At 49.7% G+C, this 17,157-nt stretch carries 16 protein-coding genes; 11 read left to right on the top strand and 5 right to left on the bottom strand.

Going from position 1 to position 17,157, the window contains the following annotated elements; genetic code table 11:
- Nucleotides 1-56 precede the first annotated feature (56 nt).
- Both I2H39_RS28880 and I2H39_RS16255 read left to right on the top strand, forming a co-directional pair.
- A complete protein-coding gene (locus tag I2H39_RS28880) occupies nt 57-521 on the top strand; it encodes a cupin domain-containing protein (protein ID WP_207746840.1) in 465 nt (154 codons plus the stop codon).
- A gap of 110 nt (nt 522-631) precedes the next feature.
- The gene (locus I2H39_RS16255) at nt 632-1,627 is read left to right on the top strand and encodes a spore photoproduct lyase family protein (protein ID WP_195627000.1); all 996 of its coding nucleotides are present in this window, start codon (nt 632-634) and stop codon (nt 1,625-1,627) included.
- Nucleotides 1,628-1,762: 135 nt separating this feature from the next.
- Here the strand turns inward: I2H39_RS16255 and I2H39_RS16250 are convergent, their stop codons facing one another.
- Together I2H39_RS16250 and I2H39_RS16245 are read right to left on the bottom strand one after the other, a co-directional pair.
- A complete protein-coding gene (locus I2H39_RS16250; protein WP_195626999.1) occupies nt 1,763-3,058 on the bottom strand; it encodes an MATE family efflux transporter in 1,296 nt (431 codons plus the stop codon).
- A gap of 302 nt (nt 3,059-3,360) precedes the next feature.
- Nucleotides 3,361-4,173: a DUF305 domain-containing protein gene (locus I2H39_RS16245; protein WP_195626998.1), complete on the bottom strand. Its 813-nt coding sequence runs from the start codon at nt 4,171-4,173 to the stop codon at nt 3,361-3,363.
- 268 nt (nt 4,174-4,441) lie between these two features.
- Between I2H39_RS16245 and I2H39_RS16240 the strand changes: the two genes are divergently transcribed.
- The 8 genes from I2H39_RS16240 (at nt 4,442) to I2H39_RS16205 (ending at nt 11,315) form a co-directional block, all read left to right on the top strand.
- Nucleotides 4,442-5,269 (top strand): Dam family site-specific DNA-(adenine-N6)-methyltransferase, encoded by an 828-nt coding sequence (locus tag I2H39_RS16240; protein ID WP_195626997.1) that lies wholly within the window; start codon nt 4,442-4,444, stop codon nt 5,267-5,269.
- Between the two features lie 269 nt (nt 5,270-5,538).
- Nucleotides 5,539-5,955: a YjdF family protein gene (locus I2H39_RS16235; protein ID WP_195626996.1), complete on the top strand. Its 417-nt coding sequence runs from the start codon at nt 5,539-5,541 to the stop codon at nt 5,953-5,955.
- Nucleotides 5,956-6,001: 46 nt separating this feature from the next.
- Nucleotides 6,002-6,907 carry a YafY family protein gene (locus I2H39_RS16230; protein ID WP_195626995.1) on the top strand — a complete coding sequence of 302 codons (906 nt, stop codon included), beginning with the start codon at nt 6,002-6,004 and terminating at the stop codon, nt 6,905-6,907.
- Between the two features lie 228 nt (nt 6,908-7,135).
- The gene (locus I2H39_RS16225) at nt 7,136-7,426 is read left to right on the top strand and encodes a DUF3795 domain-containing protein (RefSeq protein ID WP_138309438.1); all 291 of its coding nucleotides are present in this window, start codon (nt 7,136-7,138) and stop codon (nt 7,424-7,426) included.
- A gap of 31 nt (nt 7,427-7,457) precedes the next feature.
- Nucleotides 7,458-7,796, top strand: a complete 339-nt coding sequence (locus tag I2H39_RS16220) for a TfoX/Sxy family protein (RefSeq protein ID WP_138309437.1) — start codon at nt 7,458-7,460, stop codon at nt 7,794-7,796.
- 327 nt (nt 7,797-8,123) lie between these two features.
- Nucleotides 8,124-9,314 (top strand): coenzyme F420-0:L-glutamate ligase, encoded by a 1,191-nt coding sequence (locus I2H39_RS16215; protein ID WP_138309436.1) that lies wholly within the window; start codon nt 8,124-8,126, stop codon nt 9,312-9,314.
- Between the two features lie 303 nt (nt 9,315-9,617).
- Nucleotides 9,618-10,403 carry an aspartate dehydrogenase domain-containing protein gene (locus I2H39_RS16210; protein WP_138309435.1) on the top strand — a complete coding sequence of 262 codons (786 nt, stop codon included), beginning with the start codon at nt 9,618-9,620 and terminating at the stop codon, nt 10,401-10,403.
- Nucleotides 10,404-10,415: 12 nt separating this feature from the next.
- Nucleotides 10,416-11,315 carry a D-isomer specific 2-hydroxyacid dehydrogenase family protein gene (locus I2H39_RS16205; RefSeq protein ID WP_195626994.1) on the top strand — a complete coding sequence of 300 codons (900 nt, stop codon included), beginning with the start codon at nt 10,416-10,418 and terminating at the stop codon, nt 11,313-11,315.
- A gap of 111 nt (nt 11,316-11,426) precedes the next feature.
- Here I2H39_RS16205 and I2H39_RS16200 read toward each other — a convergent pair whose 3' ends face one another.
- The 3 genes from I2H39_RS16200 to I2H39_RS16190 are packed head-to-tail and all read right to left on the bottom strand — an operon-like array spanning nt 11,427 to nt 15,523.
- Nucleotides 11,427-11,885, bottom strand: a complete 459-nt coding sequence (locus tag I2H39_RS16200; RefSeq protein WP_138309433.1) for a MarR family transcriptional regulator — start codon at nt 11,883-11,885, stop codon at nt 11,427-11,429.
- 18 nt (nt 11,886-11,903) lie between these two features.
- Entirely contained in the window at nt 11,904-13,799 is a 1,896-nt protein-coding gene (locus I2H39_RS16195) for an ABC transporter ATP-binding protein (RefSeq protein WP_195626993.1), read from the bottom strand.
- The gene (locus tag I2H39_RS16190) at nt 13,799-15,523 is read right to left on the bottom strand and encodes an ABC transporter ATP-binding protein (protein WP_195626992.1); all 1,725 of its coding nucleotides are present in this window, start codon (nt 15,521-15,523) and stop codon (nt 13,799-13,801) included. The genes I2H39_RS16195 and I2H39_RS16190 overlap by 1 nt, the downstream gene beginning before the upstream one ends.
- A gap of 227 nt (nt 15,524-15,750) precedes the next feature.
- Between I2H39_RS16190 and I2H39_RS16185 the strand changes: the two genes are divergently transcribed.
- Nucleotides 15,751-16,482, top strand: coding sequence for a hypothetical protein (locus tag I2H39_RS16185; protein ID WP_138309430.1), 732 nt, complete (start codon nt 15,751-15,753; stop codon nt 16,480-16,482).
- Nucleotides 16,483-17,157: the final 675 nt, after the last annotated feature.

Below are 17,157 nucleotides of genomic sequence, written 5' to 3'. Positions count from 1 at the left end.
CAATTGCATGTATCAATAAGGCCGCAGAAGCAGACAATGAAAAGGAGAAGCATACATTGAAACGTTCCGATGAAGCTGCGTTCAGCAAAGAGAATATCTTTGGAAAGGGGGAGGAAAACACTGGATTTGCCCAATATTTCATAGGAAAATCCTATCTGAATCCCCTGACAGTTCCGGGGGAGAGCGCTGTGTTCCTGGCAAATGTTACCTTTGAACCTGGATGCCGGAATAACTGGCATATCCACCATGCTTCCAAAGGCGGTGGCCAGCTGTTAATCTGCACAGCGGGAAGCGGATGGTACCAGGAGGAGGGAAAGGACGCAGTCAGCCTGGAACCAGGGATGGTAATTACGATTCCACCGGAGGTAAAGCATTGGCACGGAGCCAAATCCGACAGCTGGTTCAGCCATATTGCAGTGGAGGTCCCGGGAGAGGATACGGAAAATGAATGGTGCGGACCGGTGACGGACGAGGCATACAATCAACTTGATTTTGCTACGCCTGCTTCAAACAAGTCATAAAACGTTGCCATTGATAACTTCATGGATTTGGGGAATGTTAAATAGTAAAAATAAGACATTGAAACCCATTATTATATTATTCATGATTTTATCAGAAGGAAGGCGCAGCCATGAAATTCGACGCAGTTTATTATGAGCCGGCTATCTTAGACTACCCTCTGGGCCGGCAGCTCAGGGAGGACTACGGGGACCTTCCCTGGATTCCCATTGAGAGCCATAATTCCATCCGGGAAATGCAGGAAAAGCCCAATGACCAGTTCGGACACATGAAACGCAACCTCATTGCAGGCATACGCAAGACTCACAAATACGTGGAAAACCATAAGGTTTCCGACTACCTGGTCCCATACACCTCATCCGGCTGTACGGCCATGTGCCTGTACTGCTATCTGGTGTGCAATTATAATAAATGCGCCTATCTCAGGCTGTTTGTAAACAGGGAACAGATGCTGGACCGAATAATCAGGAAAGGGAAAAACAGTGATAAACCCCTTACCTTTGAGATTGGAAGCAACAGTGACCTGGTGCTGGAAAATACCATAACGGGAAACCTACTGTATACAATTGCGCGTTTTGCAGAGGAAGGCATGGGAAAACTTACATTTCCAACTAAGTTCCATATGGTGGAGCCTCTGTTGGACCTGGACCACCAAGGCAAGGTGATTTTCCGCATGAGTGTCAACCCCCAGCCCATTATCAGTAAAATAGAGCTTGGCACATCCGGTTTAAAACAGAGGATAGAAGCAGTTAACCGGATGTGTGAGGCAGGCTATCCCTGCGGACTTCTGATAGCTCCTGTCATATTAATGGAGGGCTGGAGGGAAATGTATACCGGACTTCTGGAAGAACTGAGGGACGGTCTTTCAGATAAAATGAAAAGCCGGATGTTTCTGGAGGTCATTTTAATGACCTATTCCTATATCCACCGGGCTATTAACAGCGAAGCGTTTCCCAATGCACCGGACCTGTATGACAGGGAGCAGATGACAGGCAGAGGCAGGGGAAGGTACTGCTACCGGGCGGAGTCCAGAACAGAGGCCGAAGTGTACCTGCGGGCGGAAATCCGGCGGATATTGGGGAATGTGCCAATCCTCTATATAAGCTGAAATGTTTATGTACTCTTTGGACGGCCTGATGGCAGGCATACGGTCGGAGCCCAGGCTGCCCTAATGTTATCCGGAGGCAGAAATGGATTGGGAGCAGGAACTTTTATGAGCAGCAGGGGTTATGGGAAGGAGCGCTTATGAGCAGGAATGCCTGTGGATTCCAACGCCTAACAGCGCAGAAACCAGTTCTGTTACAGGAAAAGCCAGCCAGACACCGGTCATGCCCCAAAGGCTGGACAGGACAAATGCCATGGGAATAATGAGTACCAGCCCTCTTAACAGGGAAATGATATGGGCAGGAACCGCCTGTTCCGTGGAAGTAAAGAAGATGGACAGGATGATATTGACGCCTGCGGCCAGTATTCCGGTAAAATACAGTCTTAGTCCATACTCAGCTATGACCTGCAGCTGGTGGTTTTGTTCGCTGTTAAATACAGCTGTTATGGGAGCTGCGCCGTAACAGATGACGGCATACAGCGTCAGGGAGACGGCAGCAGCCGTGGTGAGCCCATACCGCAGCATTACCCGGCTTCTGGCGGAATCACCGCAGCCGTAAGCACTGCTGATTAATGGCTGGATTCCCTGTGCAATGCCCGTGAAAATGGATATGACCACAAGAGACAGATTGGCAATGACGCCGTAAGCAGCCACACCCACATTTCCCTTAAGTCCCAGGATGATTATATTGAATGCGATAATGACAATGCCGGACGACACCTCCGTGATGAGGGAGGGGAATCCCAGCGACAGGATGAGAAGAGCCATCCTGCCCTGGATAGCTGTTTTGGCGAGATGGAATCCCTTATTCTTTTTCATCCAGTGGCAGGACATGATGGCAATGCTGATAAGGGGCGCCAGCCCGGTGGCCAATACAGCGCCGAATATGCCCATGCCCAGCGGAAATATAAAGACATAGTCCAACAGGATGTTGGCCATGCTGCCGCCCAGCATGGCAAGCATGGAAAGCTTTGGATTTCCGTCATTCCTTACGAAACAGACCAGGATATCACCCAGCATAAAGGCCGGGGCGAAGAGCAGTATCATTTTCAGATAGGTCTGAGTCATTTCTGCCACCTCTCCGTCCGCACCCAGGAGTACTGTAATCTGTGTGGACAGAAACAGGCCTGCCAGGAAGAAAAGGACAGCCAGAATCCCCGCAAAGAACAGGGTGTTTGTAAAAATCTGGTCCGAAAGTCCGGATTTCCGGCTGATTGAGAATTTGGTGGCGCCTCCGATTCCAAACATGAGTCCGCTTCCATGGATGAAGCTGTAGATGGGAATGGCCAGGTTCAGGGCTGCAAGACCGCTGGTCCCCAGTCCCTTGGCTATGAAAAAAGTGTCTGCCAGTATGTAGCAGGAAAGGCCTATCATTCCCAGCACGTTTAATGCTGTGTATTTGGTGAACTCTTTTAAGCACGATGTGTCCTGCATTGTGACCTCCTGAAATTTTCTGTAGATTTTAGGTGTTCCCATGAAAGACTGCCGGAATCTTACGGAACATAAAAAGCGCCAGTACTTTCTATCTTCTGGAGCGAATTGCGGAATTGGCTGCCTGGTTTTAAAACCTGGTTCTGATTCCTGATTCGTATTGCTCCTGGGCCTGACGATAGAAAGCCTGACGCTGATATTTTTACCCGGCGGCAAAAATCCAGCCTGTGTCCGGATAACGGATGGGTTGGAATTTGTATGGGGAGATTATAGCATGGGGGAGGGTGGGTGTCAATTGGAGAATGTTACTCCTGCTGGTCTTTCACAATCTTCTCCATCTGTGCAATTTCCTTCTCCTGCACATCAATGATATTCTGGGCCATGGTCCGTATCTCTTCGTAGTCCGTATATTCTAAAATATCCCTGGCCATATCCACAGCCATCTGATGATGCATAATCATGCCCTCTGCAAATGCCTGGTCCAGACTGTTCACGCCGGAGGCGTCCATGTGGTGGGACATGGAGTCATCGGCAAACATTTTGCTGTATTGCTCCAGATAAGCATCCTCCTTTGTCTGGTCCTTTTTTCCGTCTTTTTCATATGATTTAACCAGTTCGTTCATCTGCTTGAGTTCATCCTTCTGGGCGGTTATGATATCCTGGGCAATGGTTTTTAGCTCATCACTTTTTCCCTCATAGCTAAGATAACTCTCAGACATTTTAATGGCTGCCTCGTGGTGGGGAATCATGCCCCGAAGGAAGCTCAGGGAAGCATTTCCTGATTTTTCACGGATGACCATATCCTCCATCATATTCATCATGATGGAATCCTGTTCGGTCAGGTAACGGCTCAGGTCATCGCCGGATTGGTTCATATGTCCGTTGTGTCCGCTGTGGTCCGAAACATTGCCGGAGCCGGATGAGGTCTGTTCCTGGGAGCCGGTTCCCGCATCCGATTGTGATAACGCGGAATTTTCAATGCTTTCCGTCTGGTTCTCAGAGGATTGTCCGGTATCAGAGCCATTGCGGTTGTTGGAGGCAAATGCAGCTGCCACGGCCACGATGATGACCAGGGCCACGCAGATGCCAATGACCCAGGTTCGCATATTTTTGTTCATAATCTCGTTCTCCTTTTATACTTCAATCTGGTGGGTTCAATCTGACATGGATTAGTATCCGCTAAATTCTGGGAAATATTCTGGGGTTGTAATGATAGAGGTTAACAAAAGAATCAGTGTATAAATTATTTGATATTTTACTATCCGCGCAGGCGTATATTTTTGCTTTCTAAAAATGAGTACCGAAAGTCAGCAGTTGCAGGTTGTGTTTTATTTGACTTTAACTTATAATGAATCGTAAATGATTTTATTGGTGAAAGGAAACACGATGACATCAATCAATGCACAGCCATTTGTGAAATGGGCGGGCGGGAAAAGACAATTACTTGATCGGATAAAAGCAAGGCTGCCGAAACATTTTAATGGCTATATGGAACCATTTGTCGGTGGTGGTGCAGTATATTTTGGATTGCAGCCGGAAAAAGCCATTATAAATGATATAAATGAGTCATTGATTAACGCTTACCGCCAAATACAAATTTCACCAGAAGAATTTGTCAATGTTATTTCAGAGCATGACAGAAAAATAGCAGATGCGGGAAAAGAGTATTATTATAAGGTCAGAGAGCTCTATAATGATAAATTGATGAGAGCAGAGTATGATATGGAGCTGGCTGTTTTATTTGTATTTCTTAATAAACACTGTTTTAATGGGCTTTATAGAGTGAATGGAAGTGGCTTGTTTAACGTGCCATATAATAATAGTGTGAAAGAATCGTGCAGCAGAGAAAATATTTTGGCTGTATCAAGGAGCCTGCAGAAGGTCTGTATTAAGCGCGGTGATTTCCAGGATGCCTGTGAATTGGCAAAAAAGGATGATTTTATTTTTCTTGACAGCCCTTATGCTCCCTTGAATCCAATGTCCTTTGATTCTTACACTAAGGAAGGGTTTGATATAGAAAGTCACAAACGTGTGGCTGTAGTATTTAGAGAACTTACAGAACGGGGCTGTTATTGTATGCTTACAAATCATAATACAGAGCTTATTAATGAACTGTATGCGGATTTTAATAAAACAGTAGTTGATGTAAGACGTATGATAAATTCTGATGCAAAGAATCGCGTAGGTAAGGAGATTATCATAACAAATTATTAATATGTGTAAGTGATGCGTCACTAAACCGTACAAAAGATGGCCTGTAAGAGAGAAATCAGAATTCTGGAAAAGTGTGCAATTATATGATAAAATAAAAAAACAAAGATAAAAACACAACGCACCCACCGTCAGGCCGGTGCAGAGCCGGTAGGTAGTCCGGCCGTATTCCCGCATCCCTGTTTCAAAAACAGGGACCATGAGAATGTAAGTAACCCTCCCTCCTTGGGTCGTCCGTTCTTTGTTCATCACATTTCAAAGGAGGAATTGTCATGGACAAAGTATCGGTAGTACTGAGAGTATTTTTTGAGGACCCATTCTGGATTGGAGTGATGGAACGGGCGGACAGCGGGAAAATGGCTGTGTGCAAGATTACCTTTGGCCCGGAGCCAAAGGATTATGAGGTACACGAATTCCTTGCAAGAGAATACTACGGTCTGCGGTTTAGTCCGGCTGTGGCAGCTGCTGTAAAGGAGAGCCATGAAAACCCCAAGCGGATGAAACGCCGGGTCAGAAGGGAGCTTAAGGATTCAGGCATGGGAACCAAATCCCAGCAGGCCCTGAAACTGCAGCAGGAGCAGATGAAGACTGACAGGAAGGTTGTAAGCCGGGAGAAAAGGGAAGCAGAAGCCAGGCGTCAGTTTGAACTGAAACAGCAAAAGAAAAAAGAAAAGCACAGGGGCAGGTAACACTGCCTCTGTGTTTTTAAAACCATGAAAGTGAGGTTTGTCATCCATGAAAATAGACCGTCTCATCGGCATCCTGTCCATCCTTCTCCAGCGGGAAAAGGTAACAGCCCCCTATCTCGCGGAAAAGTTTGAGGTATCCCGCAGGACCATTAACCGGGACATAGAGGATATATGCAAGGCCGGAATCCCCCTTGTCACCAGCCGGGGGCCAGGAGGCGGAATTTCCATCATGGAGGGATACCGTATGGACCGTACCCTCATTACCTCGGGGGAAATGGAAGCAATCCTGGCAGGCCTCAGAAGCCTTGACAGCGTATCGGGCTCAGCCAGGTACCGTCTGCTGATGGACAAGCTGGCTCTTGGAAAGCAGGATATCATAAGCAATGACAGCAGTATCCTCATCAATCTCTCATCCTGGTACCGACAGTCCCTGGCGCCTAAGATACACCTGATTCAGAACTCCATAGAAGCATGCCGCCAAATACATTTTACCTACTATTCACCAACGGGGGAAACCAGCCGTACCATAGAGCCGTATCTGCTGGTATTCCAGTGGTCATCCTGGTATGTGTGGGGATTCTGCCTGCTGCGCCAGGATTACCGGCTGTTTAAGCTGAACCGTATGGTGGATTTGGAAGACGGTCAGGAAGTTTTTGAGAAACGTACCCTGCCGGCCTATGAAAATGAGGCGGACCGTCCCTTCCCGGTTCATTTTCTGGTAAAGGCCCGGTGCAAACCGTCCATTAAATGGAGGATTGTAGATGAATTTGGCCCGGAGACCCTGGAGGAACTGCCGGACGGCAATTATATGTTTACCGCCGGATACTCAGATAAGGAAAATCTGTTTGGCTGGATTTTAAGTCTTGGTGACCAGATTGAACTATTAGAACCCAGTGAATTCCGGTCAGAACTGGCAGAGTTAGGACGCCGGATTCATGGAATATATGCATAAACCGGAATAATGTCTAAACATGACAGGCAGATGTCCTGTTTCCTGCGGTACAATGAGTACATAAACATGCCATACATGGCACGTAAGCTGCTAAAAGACAGCAGCTAAGTGCTCATAACGAGTCCCTCCACTAGGTTCGTGAAGGACCTCACCAAGTGGAGATGTCATGTATCGCACGTAAGCTGCTAAAAGACAGCAGCTAAGTGCTCATAACGAGGAGGAAGGAATATGGAGAGGATTGTGACATGCTGCGGATGTATCTGCAATGAATGTCCCTATTATCCAAAGGAATGCGAGGGATGCCCGGAGATTCAGGGAAAACCATTCTGGCTGAAATACACAGGGGAGGAAAGGTGCAGTATATATCAGTGCTGTGTAGTGGAAAGGAAACTGCCTCACTGCGGCAGGTGCAGTGAGCTTCCCTGTAATCGGTATAATCAGCAGGACCCAACCAGGACACCGGAGGAAAATGCAGAGGGATTAAAGAAGATGCTGGAGATACTCCGGTCCCTGGATTGACAGAGTACATATCATATAAGGAGGAACCAAGATGGCTTCCAGTCTGGAATATGTCCGGTATGTAGCCGCACAGTTAAGCGGTGCAGGTACCATTTCTTATAAAAAATTATTTGGCGAGTACGGACTCTGGTGTGATGGGAAGTTCTTTGGTACGGTGGAGGACAACCAGTTTTACGTAAAAATGACAGAGGCCGGCCATAGGCTTCTTCCTGAGGCAGAACCAATGGCGCCCCACGGCGGCCGTCCGGGAATGTATCTGGTGGAGGAGATGGATGACAGGGATTTTCTGTCCTCCCTGGTCCTGGAAACATGCAGTCAGCTGCCGGAACCATCCGCACCAAAACCAAAGAAAATAAAGCGCTCAGAATAAATTCGGTAATGGGAAAGTTATTTAAATAAGAGTATCTGAAGAAGACGGCAGCCCAGGTATCATTGCACGAAAGATGTGATGCCTGGGCTGCTGTTTTTATAACAGTATAATGAATGATTACCGCAGCATAGATTACCACAGCATACACAGCCGAACCATAAATTGCCCCAGCCAAAGACAGCCCAGCCGAATATACCCTATACCTGCAACACATATACCCTATACCTGTACCAAATATACCCGCAAAATAAACACTTCCCCAATCCTGTATTTTATACTATAATAAAATAGTATGACGAAAATTATAATATATAGGAGAAGATACATATGGAAAGAAAAGTAGGAACAATCTCGAGAGGAATCCGCTGCCCCATTATCCGTGAAGGGGATAATCTTGCCGAAATCGTGGTGAACAGCGTTTTGGAAGCAGCGGAAAGCGAAGGCTTTGAAATCAGGGACAGGGATGTTATTTCCGTGACAGAGTCTGTGGTTGCCAGAGCTCAGGGTAATTACGCTTCCATTGATGCCATTGCAGGGGATGTGAAGGCAAAACTGGGCGGAGAGACCATCGGCGTCATTTTTCCGATTCTGTCCAGAAACCGTTTTTCCATTTGCTTAAAGGGAATTGCCAGAGGAGCTAAGAAGGTTGTGCTGATGCTCAGCTATCCCAGCGATGAGGTGGGAAATTCCCTGGTATCCTTAGACCAGGTGGATGAGGCTGGTATTAATCCTTACAGCGATGTATTAGATTTAAAGCGCTACCGGGAACTCTTTGGAGAGAACAAGCATCCCTTTACCGGTGTGGACTACGTGTCCTATTACTGTCAGCTGATTGAAGAGCAGGGCGCAGAGGCAGAGGTGATATTTGCAAATAATCCAAGAGAAATCTTAAACCATACCAAGCGTGTTCTGACCTGTGATATCCATTCACGTATGCGTACCAAACGTATCTTAAAAGAGGCAGGCGCTGAGGTGGTATGCGGTATGGATGATATCCTGAATGCTCCGGTAGACGGAAGCGGCTGCAATGAAAAATACGGCCTCCTGGGCTCCAATAAGTCAACCGAGGATGCCATCAAGCTGTTCCCGCGGGATTGTATGGATTTGGTGACCGATATCCAGAAGAAGGTTCTGGACCGTACAGGAAAGCATGTGGAGGTCATGGTATACGGCGACGGCGCATTTAAAGACCCGGTTGGAAAAATCTGGGAACTGGCTGACCCGGTGGTATCGGTTGCCAATACAGAAGGACTGGAAGGCACTCCAAACGAAGTAAAACTAAAGTATCTGGCTGATAATGATTTTAAGGATTTGTCCGGAGAGGCATTAAAGAATGCTATTTCCCAGCGAATCAAGGAGAAGAAATCCGACCTGGTAGGCGACATGGCGTCCCAGGGAACAACGCCAAGAAGGCTGACCGACCTGATTGGCTCTCTCTGCGACCTTACCAGCGGTTCCGGTGATAAAGGAACACCGGTTATTCTGGTTCAGGGCTACTTTGACAACTATACAAACTAAGTATATATTCCGGTGAAAGCCGGCGACACGGATGCTGCAGGCAGAGGGCCGCGCCATCGGGGCCATGTCATCAGGCGGTATCCGTCCTGACCCGGAACCTATATGCATGGCTGGGCTTGGGTACAATCCAGACGTCAGTGATAAAGTTGAGGGCTGAAGGCATTTTAAGCATTCAGCCTTTGATTTTTATTCCAGATTCCCCTGTAAAATCTCCAATTGAAAAAACCTCCCCGCTGTGGGATAATAGACAGGATGCAGAACATAAATACACAGGCATACACGGCCTGTCAGATGGAGGTTATAATGGGAAAATTCAAACTGGGTATTCTGGGCAACGGCTATCTGGCTGATATTATTGTGGAAGCCAGCCTGAAAGGAATGCTGGACGAATACGAACTGGTGGGAGTCCTGGGCAGGACCAGGGAAAAGACAGAGCTGCTGGCGGGAAAATGCGGGTGTCAGGCATGCGGTACCATCGACGAGCTTCTGGCGCTGTCTCCCGACTATGTTGCGGAGGCTGCGTCTGTCCAGTCTGTAAAGGACTATGGGGTGAAGATTCTGGCTTCCGGGGCCAGCATGATTGTGCTGTCCATTGGAGCATTTGCAGATAATGCGTTTTATGAACTGGTGAAGACCACGGCTTCCAGTCACAAAACCAGGGTGTATATTGCATCCGGTGCAGTGGGCGGATTTGACGTGCTGCGGACCATATCCCTGATGGGGCAGGCAGAGGCTGGCATCAGGACCAAAAAAGGTCCGGCCTCTTTAAAGGGCACTCCCCTTTTCGAGGAGCGTCTGATGGAGGACGGGGAGGAAAGCCGGGTATTTCATGGCAATGCAAAGGAGGCCATTTCCCTGCTGCCCACCAAGGTAAATGTGGCGGTGGCGTCCTCTCTGGCAACCGTGGGTCCGGAGAACACCCGGGTGGATATATACAGTGTGCCGGGCATGGTTGGGGATGACCACAAAATCACATCCGAAATAGAAGGCGTGAAGGCAGTTGTGGATATTTATTCCAGTACCAGCGCCATTGCGGGCTGGAGCGTGGTGGCAGTTTTGCAGAACATTGTATCACCAATCGTATTTTAGGAGGAAACGGACATGTTTAAGAAATTAGTGGCAATTGAGCCTGTGAGTCTGGTGCCTCAGGCCCAGGAGGAGCTGCACCGGTATGCAGGGGAGATAACATTATATGAGGACGTGCCGGCTGGTGATGAGGAAATCATCCGGCGTATCGGGGATGCAGATGCAGTGCTGGTGAGCTACACATCCAAAATCAGCCGTTATGTGATTGAAAGCTGTCCCTCCATCCGCTACATTGGAATGTGCTGCAGCCTTTATTCTGAGGAAAGCGCCAATGTGGACATTTCCTGTGCCAGGGAACGGGGTATTACGGTTCTTGGAATCAGGGATTACGGGGACAGGGGAGTGGTGGAATATGTGCTCAGTGAACTGGTGCGTTTCCTTCACGGCTTTGACCGTCCCATGTTTCGTGACATGCCCCTTGAAATCACGGATTTGAAGGTGGGCATCATTGGAATGGGCGTATCAGGAGGAATGATAGCAGACGCAATGAAGTTCATGGGTGCAGATGTGTCCTACTACAGCCGTTCCAGGAAGCAGGACAGGGAAGAACAGGGCATGACTTACCGTCCGTTAGAGGAACTGCTGGCTGGCAGCGAAGTGGTTTTTGCCTGCCTGAATAAGAATGTGATTCTGCTTCATGAGAAGGAATTCAAACAGCTGGGACAGGGAAAAATCCTTTTTAATACATCCATTGGACCTGCATTTGAGATTCCGGCCCTAAAGGCATGGCTGAACCAGGGAAATAATTATTTTATCTGTGATACAGAAGGCGCACTGGGAGACAGCACCGGTGAGCTGATTCGCCATCCGGGCGTATTCTGTGCCCATATCTCTGCCGGAAGGACAAAACAGGCCTTTGATTTGCTCAGTGAAAAGGTGCTGGATAATATCCGTACATATTTGGCCCGGCAGTAAGATGGGGCAGCAGTAGAAAGAGACAGCAGTAAAAAGAGACAGCATTAGAATGGAGCAGCGGACAAAACCGCCCCGACGGAGTGTTTCCTATTCCGGCAGGGCGGTTTTTCCTTACGTTTCCTTTTCATCAAATTTAAAATCACACTGTTCCAGATTTTCACATATCTTTTCCATAACAGCGCAGAATGCTTCCATCTCATCCTGCTCCAATCCTTCCCAGATAACATCATCCACCATTTTAAGCACCTGCCGTACCTTCTGAGCTTCTGCGAACCCTTCTTTGGTGAGGCAAATCAGATAGGACCTGCGGCATCCCGGGTCCTTTTCCCTGACCAGGTAGCCGGATTCCTCCAGGCGGTCCAGGGAACGGGACATGGTGGTCACATCCATATGGCAAAGGTCTGACAGTTCCTTCTGGGTTATATGGTCCCGGGTCATAAGTACATCCAGGATGCGGGCATGGCCCTGGCCGAAGGTGAGGCCAATCCGGGTAAAATGGGGCTGCATCAGATGCTTCCTCGCTCTCTCCGCCCTCACCAGGAGGCGGCGTACCTGCTCGTGTTTTATCATGGTTCATACTTCCTTTCTCTATTCCAGTTCAAACTGGCCTGTGTAAAGCTGGTAATACCGCCCCTTCTGGTCTATCAGTTCCTCATGGTTTCCCCGTTCTATAATCTCTCCTTTTTCCAGTACCATGATGGCCTTGGAGTTGCGGACCGTGGACAGCCTGTGGGCAATGACAAAGACCGTACGCCCGTCCATCAGGGCGTCCATGCCCTTTTCGATGAGTTTTTCCGTCCGCGTGTCAATGGAGCTGGTGGCCTCATCCAGAATCAGCACAGGCGGACGGGAGATGGCAGCCCTTGCAATGGCCAGGAGCTGGCGCTGGCCCTGAGAAAGGTTGGCGCCATCGCTGTGAAGGGGGGTATCATAGCCCTGGGGCAGGCGCCGGATGAAGGAGTGGGCGTTGGCTACTTTGGCGGCCCTTACCACATCCTCGTCTGTGGCGTCCAGCCGCCCGTACCGTATATTGTCCGCTATGGTTCCTGTAAACAGATGTGTATCCTGGATAACCATGGAAAGGGAGCGGCGCAAGTCATCCTTTCTGATGGTCCTTATGTCAATGCCGTCATAGGTGATGCTGCCCTGCTGTATTTCGTAGAAACGGTTCACCAGATTGATGATGGTGGTCTTGCCTGCTCCGGTGGAACCTACAAATGCGATTTTCTGTCCCGGTTTGGCATAGAGACTGATGCCGTTCAGTATGGTTTTCTCCGGCGTGTATCCGAATACAACCTGGTTGAAACGCACATCCCCCTGCAATGGAATCAGACGGAAGCCGGACCCGGAGGCAGTGCGGAGCCCGGACGCCCCGGCAGGGACTTCGTCGGGTACCTTCCAGGCAAAGGAGTGGGTATATTCCCTGCACTCTTTCAAAATGCCGTTTTCATCCTTGCATACATTGCACAGGGTAACCGTACCTTGGTCCGGTTCCTGTGTCTCGTTCATCATATCAAATATTCTCTCAGCTCCCGACAGGGCCGCCAGAAGAAAGTTAATCTGCTGGGTGAACTGGTTCATGGGCATGGCGCTCTGGCGCACATACACCAGATAGGATGCCAGGGTCCCCAAATCCGTAAGGCCTGACAGGGCAAAAAGACCGCCCACGCAGGCTGACAGGGCGTAATTGACATAGGACAGGGCCACGATGGTGGGCACCGTCATGCCGGAATAGGTCAGGGCCTTGGTGGCAGCCACCCGGAATGCCTCGTTGCGGCGGCAGAATTCCTCGTAGTCCTGGGCCTCATGGTTAAATACCTTTTCTACCTTCTGGCCCGCCACCATTTCCTCCACAAAGCCGTTGATGCTGCCCAGATATTTCTGCTGCTGGGTAAAATACTTCCTGCTCCTTTTGCCGTTATAACGGATGAACAGAACCATGAGAGCCAGAAACACCATGACTATGAGGGAAAGGCGCCGGTCCAGCACCAGCAGCATGGTAATGGTCCCTGTGATGGTAATAAAGCTCTGTATCATCATTGCAAAGCTATTGTTAAGCGCCTCGCTGATGGTATCCACATCGTTGGTAAAACGGCTCATCAGTTCCCCGTGGGTATGGGCATCAAAGTAGGTCAGGGGAAGGCGCTGGGTGTGCCGGAACAGGTCGGACCGGATTTCGCTGACCACCTTCTGGGAAATGTGGACCATCATCTGATTATAAGCATAACAGGAGAGGGCGCCGCACAGGTACAGCGCACCCATGACCACAAGCATTTTTATAAGCCCCGGTATGTCTCCCGGAAGAATATATTGGTTGATGACCGGCTTCAGCAGGTATGTTCCCAATATGCTGGCCAGGGCGCTGATTGTCACCAGGAGGGCAATCAGCAGCATATACCATTTGTGCCGCCCCAGATAGCTGAGCATCTGTCTCAGGGTACGCCGGGTGTCCTTGGGACGGTTATAATTTGCTATTCTTGCCATTACAGATTCGCCCCTTCCTGTTGAGAATGATATATATCCTGATAAATCTGGTTGGAGGCCAGCAGGGTTTCATGGCTGCCCACTGCATTCACCTGTCCGTCCTCCAGGATGATAATCTGGTCTGCATGGACCACTGAGGATATGCGCTGTGCAATGATGATTTTCGTTGTATCCGGCATGCTCTTTGCCAGTCCGTCCCTGATTTTGGCCTCTGTGGCTGTATCCACCGCGCTGGTGGAATCGTCCAGAATCAGTACCTTGGGGGACTTGAGGATGGCCCTGGCAATGCAGAGCCGCTGCTTCTGCCCTCCTGACACATTGACCCCTCCCTGGCCCAGCTCTGTTTCATAACCGTGCTCCAGACGGTCAATGAATTCATCCACACACGCAATGCGGCATGCCTCCCCGATTTCCTGGTCCGTGGCCATTTCCTTGCCCCAGCGCAGGTTATCCTTTACCGTGCCGGAAAACAGGGTGTTTTTCTGGAGCACCATGGCGATGGAATCCCTCAGTCCTTTGAGGGAATATTCGCGGACCGGCCGGCCGTCTATATATACGGTGCCCTCTGTGGCTTCATAGAGCCTGGGAATCAGCTGGACCAGCGTGCTCTTGGCAGCGCCTGTCTGGCCGATGATTCCCACGGTCTGGCCTGCTTTAATATGAAAGGAAATGTCGGAGAGCACATACTCGGCAGCGTTTTGATTGTATTTAAAATATACATGTTCAAACCGGATATCCCCGTGCTCCACCATAAGCGAGCTGGAGGCATCCTCCTTTATGTCGATTTCCTCATCCATGACCTCTGAGATGCGCTTCCAGGAAGCAAGGGCCCTGGTAGTCATGAGAAATACATTGGAGAACATCATCAGGGAATTTAAAACCTGCAGCACATAGCTGAGAAATCCGGTCAGCTCACCCACCTTCACACCGCCTATGGTGACCAGTCTGCCGCCGAACCACAGGATGCAAAGGATGGTGGAGTACATAACCAGCTGCATGGCCGGCATGTTCAGGACTGCCAGGCGGAAGGCTTTTTCCGCAGTAAACTGCAGATTGTAATTGACCTCCTCGAATTTCTGGATTTCATGGTCGCCCCTGACATAGGATTTCACCACCCGGATGGCGGTGAGGTTTTCCTGGATGATGCGGTTTACCATGTCAATGGCGCCCTGCATCACGCTGTACAGGGGGCGTACATGGCTGATAATAAAAAACAGCAGCACACCCAGTGCCGGGGCAGCCACCAGAAACACCATGGCCAGCTGGGGATTGATGTAAAAGGAAGCAGCCATGGCGGTCAGCATCATGACCGGGGAGCGGAAAGCTGGACGCATGCCTGTGGCAACGGAGTTCTGGATGGTGGTCACGTCGCTGGTAAGGCGGGTCACCAGGGAAGAACTGCTGAAATGGTCTGTGTTGGCAAAGGAAAACTGCTGCAGCTTTGCAAACTCCGCCCTGCGGATTTCAGCACCCAGACCCTGGCCGCACCGGGCCGCAAACATGGCTGAACCCTGACCCAGTACAAGGGAGATAAGGGCAAAGAGGACCATTTGCAGTCCCTTCATCATAATGTAATGCCGGTCCCCGGTGGCTACGCCCACATCCACAATGGAAGCCATGACCAGTGGGATGATTAACTCAAACACGGTCTCGGCCTCAATGCAGAAAACAGCCATGACCGCATCCCTTTTGTAGGGTTTCAGGTAAGATAAAAATTCCTTCATTCCGGAATCCTCCTTCGTTGAACTGTGACGATTATTCCCTGTGTTTGGCCTATAAGAATGCAATTTCAGTTCTTTGGCCCAAGAAAATTGCATTCACAATAGTTGCACATACAACTATTGTATGTTCATGTGTTGAAAATGTCAATCGTGTTGTGATATACTTTTAAATATGCATAAGAATGTAATTGGGAATGTAATACAGACCTAAGCTAAAAGAGGAGAAAAACATGAGAAGGATGATTTCCGCGCCGTTCATACTGGCGGCCGTGACTGCGCTGTCTTTCCTGCCGGTTCAGGACTGCCTGGCCTATGGGCCGGGAGACAGCTGGTATTATGACCATTACCGCAGGGGCGGTCCGGGGGTGGAATATGATTACGGGACTTCGCCGTCAGGGACCTATGATTACGGCGGTCCCTCAGCGCCTCAGGGCAATGCCCAGGTTACTACAGATAATACGGTCAGGGCTTACCCTGGCTTTAACACCAATGTGCCGGATACGTCCACGGCCCAGTTTGACCCCGGATATTGGTGGGACCCCAATGACGATTACTGGGATGATTGGGACGACTGGGATGAGGATGACTGGTGGTATTACAATGGAGGGCCTGGAGTCCAGTACGGCCAGGGCTGGAGATACAGCCCGGGGGGCTGGTGGTTCCAGCTCTATGGCGGCAGCTGGCTGTCCGGGGGCTGGCAGCTGATTCATAACCGCTGGTACCGCTTTGACCAGAATGGATATATGCTGACAGGATGGTTTACGGACAGCGACGGGAACCGGTATTATCTGAATCCCCTGGATGACGGCACCCTGGGGATGATGCGCACGGGCTGGCAGATGATAGATGGGAAGCTTTATTATTTTAATACCCAGTCAGACGGGACCATGGGGCGGCTGTTTATGAACACCACCACCCCGGACGGCTATGTGGTGGGAGCGGACGGCGCTTTGGTCCGGTAGCGGAAACCGTGGCTGGAACAGCATTCTGGCCGCTGTCTGGGCCATGAGGGATGCATGGATTTCCACGGTGGTAATCTTGGGCATGGAGTATTTTGCCTGATCTGAGTTGTCGTATCCGATGACGCTGATGTCGTCCGGAACCTTAAAGCCGGCTTGGTGGATGGCCTGGATGGCGCCCAGGGCCAGGCGGTCGTTAAAGGCCACCAGGGCAGTGGGATAGGCTGTATTTTTCGGGGAGGCGTTCCATGACGATGTGGAGAAAGTGGCTCTTTCGGAGGAAGAATATCAGGAGATGGCAAAAGCGTTGAGGGAAGAGATATGTAAGCATGTATAATCCGACGTGAAAACCGGAAAACCCCGGCGCCTGTGGCAAGCAGGCGCCGGGGTTTTCTGTTTTTTGTCGTATGGTAACTTTAAGACCAGAAGCAATTTTTTCCTTTGTATCCTTATTTATATGGTAACTGTATGGTAATCCGTTTCTTTCGTATCTTGGTTCAATGCCTGGGAGCCGTTCCATCCGGTATGTGTGTGTGATGGAGTGTAATGCAATGTTGGAATTTCGCGCGGCTTTTTGCCGCCCTTTTGGTTTATGATTGTATGTTCCGGAATCCCGTCCCCTGGGGCCTGCACGGCTGCCCGCTTCTGCCCCGGCATCTTTCTTTCATCCGTTCATAA

The sequence above is a fragment of the Clostridium sp. 1001283B150225_161107_B6 genome (assembly GCF_015556325.1).
In the GTDB taxonomy this organism is placed as follows: Bacteria; Bacillota; Clostridia; order Lachnospirales; family Lachnospiraceae; genus Enterocloster.
This window is presented reverse-complemented; position numbering and strand designations above follow the sequence as displayed.

Bases quoted from the DNA above. Each gene is read 5' to 3' on its own strand.
- I2H39_RS16245 (WP_195626998.1), bottom strand. From the start codon at position 4,173: ATGAACAAAAATATGCGAACCTGGGTCATTGGCATCTGCGTGGCCCTG.
- I2H39_RS16240 (WP_195626997.1), top strand. From the start codon at position 4,442: ATGACATCAATCAATGCACAGCCATTTGTGAAATGGGCGGGCGGGAAA.
- I2H39_RS16225 (WP_138309438.1), top strand. From the start codon at position 7,136: ATGGAGAGGATTGTGACATGCTGCGGATGTATCTGCAATGAATGTCCC.
- I2H39_RS16195 (WP_195626993.1), bottom strand. From the start codon at position 13,799: ATGGCAAGAATAGCAAATTATAACCGTCCCAAGGACACCCGGCGTACC.
- I2H39_RS16190 (WP_195626992.1), bottom strand. From the start codon at position 15,523: ATGAAGGAATTTTTATCTTACCTGAAACCCTACAAAAGGGATGCGGTC.
- I2H39_RS16250 (WP_195626999.1), bottom strand. From the start codon at position 3,058: ATGCAGGACACATCGTGCTTAAAAGAGTTCACCAAATACACAGCATTA.
- I2H39_RS16220 (WP_138309437.1), top strand. From the start codon at position 7,458: ATGGCTTCCAGTCTGGAATATGTCCGGTATGTAGCCGCACAGTTAAGC.
- I2H39_RS16205 (WP_195626994.1), top strand. From the start codon at position 10,416: ATGTTTAAGAAATTAGTGGCAATTGAGCCTGTGAGTCTGGTGCCTCAG.
- I2H39_RS16235 (WP_195626996.1), top strand. From the start codon at position 5,539: ATGGACAAAGTATCGGTAGTACTGAGAGTATTTTTTGAGGACCCATTC.
- I2H39_RS16215 (WP_138309436.1), top strand. From the start codon at position 8,124: ATGGAAAGAAAAGTAGGAACAATCTCGAGAGGAATCCGCTGCCCCATT.
- I2H39_RS16200 (WP_138309433.1), bottom strand. From the start codon at position 11,885: ATGATAAAACACGAGCAGGTACGCCGCCTCCTGGTGAGGGCGGAGAGA.
- I2H39_RS16255 (WP_195627000.1), top strand. From the start codon at position 632: ATGAAATTCGACGCAGTTTATTATGAGCCGGCTATCTTAGACTACCCT.
- I2H39_RS16185 (WP_138309430.1), top strand. From the start codon at position 15,751: ATGAGAAGGATGATTTCCGCGCCGTTCATACTGGCGGCCGTGACTGCG.
- I2H39_RS16230 (WP_195626995.1), top strand. From the start codon at position 6,002: ATGAAAATAGACCGTCTCATCGGCATCCTGTCCATCCTTCTCCAGCGG.
- I2H39_RS16210 (WP_138309435.1), top strand. From the start codon at position 9,618: ATGGGAAAATTCAAACTGGGTATTCTGGGCAACGGCTATCTGGCTGAT.